This is a genomic window from Ruegeria sp. J8, from assembly GCF_056531925.1.
This window is the reverse complement of sequence record NZ_JBQFMR010000001.1, coordinates 307,147-318,925: the sequence shown is the minus strand read 5'-3', so window position 1 is coordinate 318,925 and position 11,779 is coordinate 307,147. Positions and strand designations below refer to the sequence as shown.

General features: G+C 51.5%; 8 protein-coding genes and 1 pseudogene. 5 read left to right on the top strand and 4 right to left on the bottom strand.

The window, feature by feature from the left end; translation table 11 throughout:
* The first annotated feature begins 219 nt into the window (after positions 1-219).
* The 3 genes and pseudogenes from ACR0L1_RS01520 to terL all read left to right on the top strand — a co-directional run bounded on the left by ACR0L1_RS01520 (position 220) and on the right by terL (position 2,804).
* Positions 220-927, top strand: coding sequence for an IS6 family transposase (locus ACR0L1_RS01520; RefSeq protein WP_480856797.1), 708 nt, complete (start codon positions 220-222; stop codon positions 925-927).
* Between the two features lie 64 nt (positions 928-991).
* Positions 992-1,339 (top strand): annotated as a pseudogene (locus tag ACR0L1_RS01515) (DUF5681 domain-containing protein); the annotation flags it as partial.
* Positions 1,326-2,804: a phage terminase large subunit gene (terL, locus tag ACR0L1_RS01510; RefSeq protein WP_480856795.1), complete on the top strand. Its 1,479-nt coding sequence runs from the start codon at positions 1,326-1,328 to the stop codon at positions 2,802-2,804. The pseudogene ACR0L1_RS01515 and the gene terL, both read left to right, overlap by 14 nt.
* 329 nt (positions 2,805-3,133) lie before the next feature.
* Here terL and ACR0L1_RS01505 read toward each other — a convergent pair whose 3' ends face one another.
* A complete protein-coding gene (locus ACR0L1_RS01505; RefSeq protein ID WP_480856793.1) occupies positions 3,134-3,661 on the bottom strand; it encodes a hypothetical protein in 528 nt (175 codons plus the stop codon).
* A 956-nt stretch (positions 3,662-4,617) separates the two neighbouring features.
* Between ACR0L1_RS01505 and ACR0L1_RS01500 the strand changes: the two genes are divergently transcribed.
* Both ACR0L1_RS01500 and ACR0L1_RS01495 read left to right on the top strand, forming a co-directional pair.
* Positions 4,618-5,937 carry a mechanosensitive ion channel family protein gene (locus ACR0L1_RS01500; RefSeq protein ID WP_480856791.1) on the top strand — a complete coding sequence of 440 codons (1,320 nt, stop codon included), beginning with the start codon at positions 4,618-4,620 and terminating at the stop codon, positions 5,935-5,937.
* Positions 5,937-7,550, top strand: coding sequence for a mechanosensitive ion channel family protein (locus tag ACR0L1_RS01495; protein ID WP_480856789.1), 1,614 nt, complete (start codon positions 5,937-5,939; stop codon positions 7,548-7,550). Before ACR0L1_RS01500 ends, ACR0L1_RS01495 begins: the two co-directional genes overlap by 1 nt.
* A 265-nt stretch (positions 7,551-7,815) precedes the next feature.
* On the opposite strand, the gene ACR0L1_RS01490 is transcribed toward ACR0L1_RS01495, so the two are convergent.
* The 3 genes from ACR0L1_RS01490 to ACR0L1_RS01480 form a co-directional block, all read right to left on the bottom strand.
* Complete coding sequence (locus tag ACR0L1_RS01490; protein ID WP_214646788.1) at positions 7,816-8,661, bottom strand: hypothetical protein; 846 nt, start codon at positions 8,659-8,661, stop codon at positions 7,816-7,818.
* A 130-nt stretch (positions 8,662-8,791) separates the two neighbouring features.
* On the bottom strand, positions 8,792-9,790 hold the full coding sequence (locus ACR0L1_RS01485) for an HAD family hydrolase (protein ID WP_480856787.1): 999 nt from the start codon (positions 9,788-9,790) through the stop codon (positions 8,792-8,794).
* A 71-nt stretch (positions 9,791-9,861) separates the two neighbouring features.
* A complete protein-coding gene (locus ACR0L1_RS01480; RefSeq protein WP_480856785.1) occupies positions 9,862-11,508 on the bottom strand; it encodes an arylsulfatase in 1,647 nt (548 codons plus the stop codon).
* Between the last annotated feature and the right edge of the window lie 271 nt (positions 11,509-11,779).

Below are 11,779 nucleotides of genomic sequence, written 5' to 3'. Positions count from 1 at the left end.
TCGGATCATGTTGGCGACCTCAATGCCGTCCAGAGTGATGAAGCAATTATTCAAAGCTGGGACACGGCGTCGGTTCCCGGGGAATCCAATGACTACTCTGTCTGCACAACGTGGGGGCTGATTGGCAACTACATCGATTTGTTGGACGTTCATCGTCAGCAAGGTCTTGTCAGAAGAACTTGGATTGAGCGGGGCAGGGGTGTTGCGTAGCTTTTGCCCATGACCAATCCTGCCTCTTTCAAGTACTTTAAAACCAGTCCCGAGATCATCCGCCTTGCGGTGATGCTGTACATCCGTTTCCCGCTTTCGCTTCGGAATGTCGAAGATCTGCTGCACGAGCGAGGCATCGACGTGAGCCACGAAACCGTCCGATATTGGTGGAACAGGTTTGGCCCGATGTTTGCTGCTGAGATCAGACGGAAGCGTGTTCAACAACTGCGCGCGTTCTCCAAATGGAAGTGGCACGTGGACGAGGTTTTCGTAAAGGTAAATGGCAAGCGGCATTATCTTTGGCGGGCCGTTGATCACGAAGGTGAGGTGCTGGAAGCCGTTGTCACAAAACGCCGAAACAAGCAGGCGGCATTGAAATTCCTCAGGAAATTGATGAAGCGACACGGTAAAGCGGAAAACGTCGTCACGGATCGCTTCGCATCGTATCAGGCCGCTCTCAGAGAGCTTGGTGCCATCGAAAAACAGCAGACGGGAAGGTGGCTCAATAACCGCGTCGAGAATTCGCACCTTCCTTTGCGACGAAGAGAACGCGCGATGCAGCGATTCAGGCGCATGCGAAGTTTGCAGAAGTTCGCCTCCGTCCACTCCTCTGTCTACAACCACTTCAACCAGGAAAGATCGCTCACTAGCCGAGACACCTTCAAGCTGACACGCACCGTCGCTCTTGCCGAGTGGCGCGGTCTTTGTGCCGAATAAAGGGCAGCTCTACTGGCCTAGCTGAGACTGGTTCGAATTTGTCTGACAGCACCGCTCCGGCAATCCAAAAGGGCGCCCGAAAGGTGCTAAAGGGGTTAATGCCAGCCTGAAACGCGAATTGGAAGCCAAGATCACCGTCCGCGAAGGCAACCGGGAAGTCCGGATTTCCAAGGCGGAGGCAATTGCCAAGCGGGTCACGGCCAGCGCATTGAAGGGTGATACGAAAATGCTGATGGCGCTGCTGAAGCTGGACACAGATCTGTTCAACACGAGTGACATGGAGCCGCAAGAAAGCGCCTGTGCGGTTGAGCCGGACAGTGTTGACTTTGATATCCTCCGGGATTTCTTTTCCGGCCAACTGGGCAGTGACGGCGGTCCTGAAGATGAGGAGGCGGAAGATGACGGCTCCTGATCCCAGAATGGTCCAGCAAGCCGCGCGCGAGGTTTGCCGGGACAATTTCTTTCCCTTCGTGTGGCGTGTGTTTGACACGCTGCACCAGGGGAGTGAGCGCAGCTTTGATCCGGCCTGGCATGTGCGGGCCATGTGCCATGAGTTGGACAACGTTCGCGTCGGCGAGAACAAGCGGTTGATCATCAACATTCCGCCGCGTTGCCTGAAATCGGTCACCGTGGCCGTTGCATATGTCGCTTATCTTCTTGGGCACTCACCGAGCGCCAAGATTATTGTTGCCAGCTACGGGCTGGATCTGGCGCGCAAGCATTCCGAAGATTGTCGTCGGATCATGTCTGCGCGCTGGTACCGGGAAATGTTCCCTGAAACTGTCTTGGCTAAAAAGGGCAACACCTCAGAAGAAATCCGCACCACAAAGGGAGGCAGCCGTAAGGCTGTCTCCATTGGAAGTTCTGTCACCGGTCATGGCGCCGATTACATCATCATCGATGACCTGCTGAAAGCCGGAGATGCCGGCTCCGAAGCCGAGCTGGTCAAGGCGCAGGAGTTCATTGAGGGGACCTTGTTGTCGCGCTTCGACAATCCGGCCGAAGGGCGTGTGGTTATGGTTGCGCAACGGTTGCACGAGATGGATCCGCCGGGTTATCTGCTCGAACGCGGGACCTACCGGCATCTGAATCTGCCTGCCATCGCAGAAGGCCATGAGGTGGTTCCTCTTGGGCGTGGAAGGGTCATGCGCCGCAAACCGGGTGATCTCCTGTGCCCGTCCCGTTTGGATCAGCAAACGCTGGATACCAAGCGTCGCGAAATGGGCGCGGCCGTGTTCAATTGCCAGTATCAGCAGAACCCCATTGCTCCCGACGGGTCGCCCTTGCGCTGGGAGTGGTTTGGCAGCTACGAGACCATCGAAGATCGCCGCTGGTTCCAACTGGTGGTTCAGAGCTGGGATACGGGCATGTCGGCAGACCCCCGGTCTGATTTCTCTGTCTGTACAACCTGGGGGTTCCGCGAAAATGCGTGGTATCTTATCGACGTCTGGCGCGGGCAGGTAGACTACCCAGACCTGAAAGCCAAGGCACTGCAACTTGTCGGCCGTTGGGATCCCGATCGTGTCCTGATCGAAGATGCGGCCTCCGGCAAACCTCTTTTGGACGAATTGTTTCGTGATGACCGTCGGCGCTACGAACGCATTAAACCCGACAAGGACAAGGAAACCCGGTTCCAGTCCGCTTGCGGTCCTGTCGAAGAGGGCAAGGTTTATCTGCCTGCAGATGCATCCTGGCTGCCGGTATTCAAACGGGAGCTTCAGTCCTTTCCACGCGGACGCAACGACGATCAGGTCGACAGCTTTGCCCACTTTCTGAACTGGTCCAAGGGACCGGGCTTCTACCGGGCATTGGGCCGCGACCACCGGATCAACATCGAACGTCGGGAGCGTAATCGAGAGAGGGTCAGGCGACGGTAGGATCTCGGAGTTGAGCTTGAAAACTCGTTGAATAGTACTGGGAGGGCCGATGTCGGACCAATCCTGAGAGCGGCCCCAATGACCGCTCGCAACCACAAACCGGTCTAATCGCTAATGCCGTCGGATGACGGCTTTGAGCCCGAAGCGGACGTATTTTCGTGCCTCTAAAAAGTTATTTTGGAACAAAGGGACAAACTATCTAAGTTACAAAACGGTGTTGATCGAAATTGATGCCTGAACTCGATTACAGGCTTCCTCGAAACTCAGGGTTCGCAAAGTCACAAACAAAGCCGCCCACAAAGTGAGCGGCCTTGAAGCACCGACACAGGTCAGTTGGTCAGAGAAGCATTACACTCACGCGCCGCTTCAATTGCCTTCTTGGTACCAGCAAGGCTTATTTCGAAAGCAAAATTGGACTCCGGCATTACAATCATCGTTTCGCGTTCCATCACGTCTGTGACGAAGTCAGGATTGTTGGCAAGCAGATAACCGCCCTTGTACCCGTCTGCCAAGTTGGGTGGAGCTGCTGTTGTATCGCCATAGTACAATTTGTTGTCCATGAGCAGCTCAACTTTATCATCCTTGAATTCGATGTCCGCCTTGGTGAAAACACCCATGTAGCCGAAATCTTTGTCTGGGGTCAGACCCATTTGAACAACGTTGGTATTCTCATCTACCCGTTCGATCAGGCAAGTATTTCGGCTCTTATCCACAAAGATGTTCCAGCCGGATTCTTCACCATAGTTTACGAACTCCGCGTTGTCCTTTGGCAGAATGTTTTTGTCTTTGGCATGTCCGACGGTCGCTCCGCATGCAAGAACAGCAGCAGCAATAAGGGTCTTAGTTGTCGTTTTCATAGAAACACTCCCATAATAATATTGCAGAATGAAGATATGAGGATAGACGGTAAACGCGAGTCTTCAATCCAAAATGAATGGCTGCGTCTTTTCGAATGGTTTGAAAAGTAGGTGGTAGAGCGACCAGCTCATGCACCCCCGACCGGACCAGAATTAAAAGGCCCGATCGGTCGCTCTGTAAAATGGAAACTCGCTACACCCTAATGCCCCAAAAAAACCCGCATCGTTCGGAGGGAAACCAAGTGAACAACGCGGGCGGTAGTTATGGGGTGTTGTTGTTACGGTTCTGACCGAAAGATGGATCAAAGTGCCCCGCGTCACCTTTATCTGGGATGATAGGCGACGCGGGGATTTAGTCTGGTCATGGGACTGGCCAGACTATCTCAAATGTGTGGTTCATCGTGGGTCCAAGCTGAGTTGGTATGAACACTAGATCTGTACACTATTGTTCAAATTCGAAACCCTACGATTGCAAGGCGCGGCTAAAATTCTGACGCAAGCCTGTATGCATATATGTACATGCACGTTTAAATCACGCGAGAGCCAATTTCTTAGCGCGCGTAAAATTACTTGAATTGTTGTATTTTAGATTCAAGTATTCGAATGCGTGGCAAATTTGTATTACCTCTGTTGCCACTGCATTCGCCAGACTTGTCTGGTTGCCTCCTGGAGACGCAAGTGAGTGGTGTCGCCAGGAGGCCATTATTTTCGGTTTAGTGGGTCTAACAGACAAAGCTCTAAATTCGACGTGCACAGCAAATCTATGACCCGTCCGAGCAAACTTCAGTTTCGTTCGCAAAACCGTGGTTCCGCCAATTTGAGAGGTTCTCTATGTCGACAGCGGCCCAAAGATCTGTGGTGTTCGACACAGTGTAATATTCAAATATAAACATAATTCTGGATTTTTTGCGTCTGTGTGTGCTCTCTTCGACCGTTAAAGAAGTAGGGGACAGATAATGAGACAAGCACTGAGAACGTTGACGATTTGGTCATTCATTTGGTTCACGGCATTAGTGAGTGCTTTTCCTGCCGGCGCGCAAGAGACTGAGGCCGATCAAGAGGCTTTGGAAGTCGAGAATGACGAGCTACTAAATGCAGTCGTTGATGAGATGATTGCGGCCGACGATCTCGAGATCCTACTTGTTCCCTTAACTGCGGAAGAGCTTGCCCAAGTCGCTGGTAATTGGCAGAGTTACGTGCGCTCTCGGCTCGAAGAAGTCGCGCAAGTAAACTTGCAACTTCGGTCGGCGAGCGGAACTCGGGAAGACACCTTGCGGTCTCAGTTGTCCTCCTTGAACGACTCTGGATCAGAAATTCTCAACAACTATCGCCTAGTGCTCGAAGCATGGTCCCTGAAAGGCGCGAAGGCGGAAGATCTAGAACCGCATACTGATTACATTCTTGCATTGAAAACGGGAGCCTTAAAGACAACCGACCTTCAAACGCTTTTTCAGAACGCTTGGGCGTGGTTGTTCTCGTGGGATGGGGGCGTCGGTCTCCTAATGGCCGGTCTGGGTGTTTTGTTGGCAGTTTGGGCCATGATGTTCATTGCTCGAATGGTGCGCCGGGTCACTGAACGGGGTCTGAATAAAATTCCAACTATCTCTAGAATGCTGAAACGCTTCATTGCCACCACCGTATACTGGGCAGTTTTCGTCCTTGGTATACTCGTCGTTTTAGCTTTGTTTGGAGTTAACGTTACACCGCTTTTTGCCGTGCTCGGCGGTTTGTCGTTCATCCTGGGCTTTGCATTGCAGGAAACGCTGGGAAACCTCGCAAGCGGTCTGATGATCATGGTTCTCAAGCCATTCGACACTGGCGACTATATCCAAGTAGGCGGCTCATCTGGGTTTGTGGATGAGATGTCGGTGGTTTCGACCAAGATCAGAACTTTCGACAATCAGATTATTATAGTTCCAAATAGTAAGATTTGGGGGGATGTGATTACTAATGTAAGTGCATCCGAAGAACGTCGGGTCGATCTGGTCTTTGGTATCGCCTATTCGGACAACGCTGCCCAAGCAATTGAGGTCCTCAAGGACTTGGTTGCGCGTCACCAGCTTTGTCTGAAGACACCAGAACCAGAAATTTTCGTGGGTGAGTTGGGAGACAACTCCGTCAACATCTTCTGCCGTCCATGGTCCAAATCCGATGACTATTGGACTGTCTATTGGGACCTTACTGGTCAAGCAAAAGAGCGGTTTGACACTGAAGGTATATCCATACCGTTCCCGCAACGCGATGTGCACATAATTCCCGTAGAAGGAGCAAAATAATGAGGGCTCTTACATTATGGTTCCTGCCGCTTCTATTTGCCTGCACTGTTGCGCTTGCTCAGTCTGAAGAAATTGTCGCACCGGCTGAAGGGAGAGAGGATCCCGAATTTATTGCGCCGGTGATTGTGGATGGCGAAGAGTTATTCTTGGTTCGCGGATCAAGTGCGTTGCCCGCTACGGAACGAGCGAGAAAGATCGAGGAACGGATTGCTCAGGTCGCCGATGCTTCGAAAAAGGCTTCGGTTCAGGTTCAGGTTTCGGACGCCGAATTTGGGAAAATGATACGCGTCGACGGGCAAATGGTTACAATAACTACCCAAGCTGACGCCGAGCACGAACAAATGGCTATTGAAGTTCTGGCTGGGCTTCAGGCTGAAGCGATTGAGACTGCGATCCTTCAATACCGAGATGCTCGGTCCAATGAGGGCAGAGTAGATAGTGCGATGGCTGCATTTGCTTGGACGGCAGTCTTTGCCCTCGCATCGTATGCGTTTTTTGCGAAGCGGCGAAAGCTATTGGACTACATCAGAAACAACTTGGAAAAGAGAGCTGAAGGCGTTGAGGAAGCCACAAAATCGATCTTACGAAGCAGGGCAATCGCGTCGATTATCGTCTATTCAATCCACATATTGATGTGGGTCCTGTTTCTGTTCTTTTTCTATTACTACCTTTCATTGGTGCTGCTCTCCTTTGCTGAAACGCAGGGCATAGCCCAGATCCTCTTGAAGTACGTAAGCGAGCCGCTCGTAACTGTTGTTTTGGCAATTGTTGGATACGTCCCCAACTTAATTATGCTCGCAATCATCGCAGCTGTGACACGGTTGGCAATTCGCGGCCTCGATCTGTTCTTTGAAAACCTCGAGAATGGTGCTTTCGAACTGAAAGACTTTGAAGATCATTGGATCGCTCCTACTAACATGTTGTTCAGAGCGTTGGTCATCGTCATCGCGCTTGTGTTTGCCTACCCCTATATCCCTGGCTCCGATTCCCGGGCTTTTCAGGGCTTGACGATTTTGGCGGGTATTATGGTTTCGCTCGGTTCGAACACCGTTGTTTCAAACATGATGGCCGGCCTGTTTGTTATCTACAGACGCAGTACCAACGTCGGTGACCGCATTCAGGTTGGCGACAAGATCGGAGACGTAACAGAGATCAAGTTAATGGAAACACTGATTAAATCGATAAAGAACGAGATGATAAGCATTCCAAATGCACAGCTGCTCAACTCCGAGGTCGTAAACTATTCGCGCAAAGTGGATGGCCGAGGGCTGTTGGTCCACACGACAGTAGGGATCGGATACGAGGAGCCACCAAAGAAGATTAAAGCGATGCTGATAGAAGCTGCTCAGCGAACCCAAGGGTTAAGAAAGAGCCCCGAACCTTTTGTCCTTTGGACACAGCTGGCTGACTACGCAATCAATTATGAGATCAACGCATATACTTCGCGTGGATCGAGCTTGCCTAAGATTTTGTCGGATTTGCGCGAAAACATTGTCGATGTGTTTAATGAAAACGGAACACAGATAATGACACCGTCCTACATTGCAGACCCGCCGGAACCCAAGGTTTCGACAGAAGAATGGGACGGAAAGCTTGCTCATCACGTTGAATAAACCGCATTCAGCAGTTCTCTATCAGTGTCGACGTTTGAGCTTCGTGTCGTAAAAAAAGCCACTAATTTAACATGTCCGCAATGTCCGCATCTCGGCAGTTGCACAGTCTTGTTGCGAATGTCCGGTTTGGGCTGAGACCAGTCATCAGAAAGCGATGAGTCTACGGCAACTTTGTCCGCAGAGCAGACGATCAGTCAAATTTGTCGAGCGTCCGCTTTGAGCCCAAAGCGGACGGCTTGGATGCAGTTGAAAAAAATCATGGGCTTCAAAACTGCGTATTAAAGCCTGCGAAAATCTGCCACTTTGCTTGCCCAGAACCTCTGCTCGCGACGGAGTACTGCGGTTCGACAAAGACGTTGTAGGTGATCTCTTTCTTGCCAAAAACTTGCCCAACACCTAAGCCGATTGGCACATTGTAGCTGTCTGTTTCGAAGTCGTATGTCATTATCGGAGCCGACCTTAAGTATGTTCCCCCGCCGAGTTGATAGAACAGGAAAGGTTGAAAAGCTCCGATATTTACGTCTTTTGCATCACTGTCGCCGGCAAAACTTGCTTGCCACGTGAGCAGGTAACCGTATTGGAACTTCGGAGAAGACGCATTGAACAACACATTTGCAATGCCAGCTGACCATTTCTTCGATCCCAACCCGTCTGTCGAGCCAGTCGGAGCTGTTAATTGTGGGCCGACACCAAAGCTTAACGCCGGATTTCCGGTATTGATCAGGTAAGCAGCAAACACATTTAGGTCACCAACACCTGTCGATTTTTCGTCCGGCCCGGGGAATGAATTGACGGGTAGAGAAGCCCTCAAAATCCAATTGGATTCCCCCAAACTCACCGGTTGCGCATATCTTAGCCAAAACTGGTTACCTGTCTGATCCGTTCCTGAAATATCGCCTATGTAGTAGTTTTGCACATTGATGGCCTTGAAGTTTGCCAGGGGATTATTTGCTTGGGCTGCGGCTGATGCCGCGTCGTTCTCTTGTGCCGCTACTCGGTTACCTGGTGCTGTTGACACGCCCAGAACGATGAAAAAACTTATGCAAAACCCGTTCAGTAAATCTCGGGTCGAAGCTAAAGTTGTGGAAGGCATCTTCGGGGTAGTGCCCAATTTGCTTCTCCTTGGCGAAGTCAACATCATCACTATGAACTGCGTAATCGGGCGACTACGCGGGTTGGCGACATACGATTGAGGCAACAAAGAGCGCCTTGCGAGTTTACTTCAGGGCTAGTCAATAGGATCATTCCGACCCGTCTGCCCGGATCTTGTTCCAATCCTTTGCCATATCCACCACCACCCAACCTTCCTTGGTCGCAAGCGGCATGACTTTGTCAGTATGTTTGTCATAGGCGAACTCCCGATCTGCGTCGGTGTGATGCACCAGTATGGACATTCCACCGCCCAAAGCTGTGTTTTGCAGCATCTGCTGGTCACCGTTTGAGTTTCCCGCCGCAAATATGGGTGTACGCCCGATAACCTTTTGGATCAGGCGAGGTTTGCCATCCCAATTATTCAAATGATCGACACGATAGGTTCGCACAAACAGCGGCTCGCCGTTTTCGACTACGAATTCCTCACGCACTGAGGTGCCGAAAACGCGCTCAGGGGGAATGCCGTAAAGGTCCTCGGCGACAACCCTTAAGAATGCACCCTCATCAGCGGTGATAATGTAAACGAGGAACTCGTTGGCCTCTAAATAACGCATTAATTCCAACATCGGTTGGTAGATCAGCCCTTCTATGCCAACGCCGAGTTCCGGGTGCTTGAAGTTCGCTGAGAAATCTTGCGCCCAACTGGCATAGGTTTCAGCAGACATTCCGCCAAAAGGGGCAGCAAACAACTGGCTGGCCAGGCTTTCATATTCAGAATTGCTATAAAGCTGTTCAAAATAGGAAGCATCTTTTTCGGCCACCGACTTCCATGGCTCGCGCTTTGTCAGCGTTTCATCGGCCTCAATTTGTCGTTTTATTTCCGAAAAGATTCCATATGCATGTATATACATTGGCTTTTCGGTCCATAGCGTTCCGTCATTGTCAAAGACGGCAAAGCGCTGTTCCGCAGGGACGAATACGTCAGAGGTCGGTTCAATTGTTTCTTCAACAAATGAGACTATTGCCTGTTTGGCGCCCGCGTCGTTCCACGATGCAAGTGGTTCGGCAATCGTTTTCGAACAAAGAGCAGCCGCAAACACCGAAACAAAAACAAATGCAGAGACTGGGTTACGAGAAAGCGTCTTCATCCGAAACTCCGAAAAGTAGCTTCTGTTGTCTTGCGAGTACGGGACGAACGATGCGCCCCGTACTATTTTTTTTAGTTTCCTGTTGGCAGACCAATCTTGAAGCCTTGCTTGTTTAGTTGGTCGCGTACGACTTCAAACCGGTGGTATTCGCTCAGAGTAATTGGACCGGAATAAGACTCGCTTTGAACCGGGCGCGGTGGATATTCGATGTAGGTCTTGACCACCCGCTCCAGCTCACCCATCAGCGTAGGAACAGTCCAAGTGTTCTCACGACCGGTTGTCATGAAGATGTCGTAGCGCTCCATCGGGTCTTCCCAAAGGTTAAAAACCTGCGGCACGGTCGCGACGTACTTCTGAGGGCCACGCCATCCCAACTCGGCAGCCGGAGCCTCAGACCCCGCCCGTGCTCCGTTATCGCCTCTGATGTTGAACACAGCCTTCCAAGGCCCGACCCGCACCGCGCCCGGGGCGAGTTCATTTTCGGTGAAATAGGCCCAGCTATTTCGCTGCGGGTCAGCCTCACCAAAGAGGATTGGTGCCATATCGATACTGTCGAAGATAGTGGGTTGGCCATCCCGGTCGTTTTCAGGCAACTGAACACCAGCCAGGTGAGCAAATGTAGCCATTAGATCAGTCCCGCCCGCGATGTCATGAGACTTGGAGCCGGGCTCGATTTTACCGGTCCATTTGGCGAAGAACGGCACACGGTAAGCGCCTTCACGATCAGTTCCTTTGGTTCCGCGGAAAGGTGTCATACCAGCATCTGGATGAACATCCTGCCAGGCCCCATTGTCCACCGTGTAGATAACAAGAGTGTTCTCTTCGATGCCAAGGTCCTTGACCTTGTTCAGAATCTGTCCGGTATGATGATCAAGTTCCACAACCTTGTCGCCGTACTTGTTTTTGACCGCGGATTTCCCTTCGAAATCAGGGGACGGAAGATTTGGTTGGTGGTTGGCGGCCCAGTTGATCGACATAAAGAAAGGCTGTTCGAGCCCGGCCAGCCGTTCCAGCTCTGCAACTGCTTTTTCAGCACCGACCGCATCCAGCTTGGTCAAATCCGCTGTTGTCATATCGTCTATTGTCAGCACCTCAGTCGCGGGGCTTCCCGCCTCACCCTCAAACACACCGGTAGTGGATTGTTTGAAGAATTCCCGTTGCTCATCCGTCATCTGAACGTGCCAGTCCGGCAGCGCATAGGTGTAGGCGTTGAGGTGATAGAGAAAGGTGTTCTCCATCTTGTCATAACCATGCGATATGGGCAGAGCGTAATCAGACTCTCCCAGATGCCACTTTCCCATGAAGTATGTGTTGTAGTCGGCTTGCTTCAGAACCGAGGCGAGTGTCCACTCGGCGGCAGGCAGCCCTCCACCCTGACCCTGAAATGCAACCGTAGTCATGCCTGAACGATTGGGGTAGCGCCCGGTCTGCATTGCCGCGCGACCCGGTGTGCATGAAGACTGCGCGTAGAAATCCGTGAACATCATTCCGTCCTTGGCCAATTGGTCAAGGTTTGGGGTATCCATTCCACGGGCGGCGCCTCCATGATAGGCGCCCAGATCCCAGTAACCGGTATCATCAGAGACAATAAGAATTATGTTAGGCTTCGATCCAAAAGTCGAAAGCGATGACGGATCAAAGTCTTGTGCTTTGGTGGGGGTAGAGATCGTAACAGTAATTGCGGTAGCAAGTGCTGCCGGCAGCATTAACCTCGGCATAAGTATTCCTCCCTAGGCATCGAATCATATTTTAATATTTGGATGTCTGGAACCGTATCATAGCTGCACACGCAGTTCGAACTGCCGGATTTGTGACGCTCGAATTTCAATGTCCGCTTCGGGCTGCAAACAGTCATAGGCGCGGGAAGCAGCGAAGGTCGAATGCGAGCCCAAAGCAGACGTTCATTCTGACCACTGATAGCTTTTGAACATCGCAGGCGGGCGGTCAGCATAAGCCAGATGGTAGCTGCTTTAGTTGACCCCCAGCTCC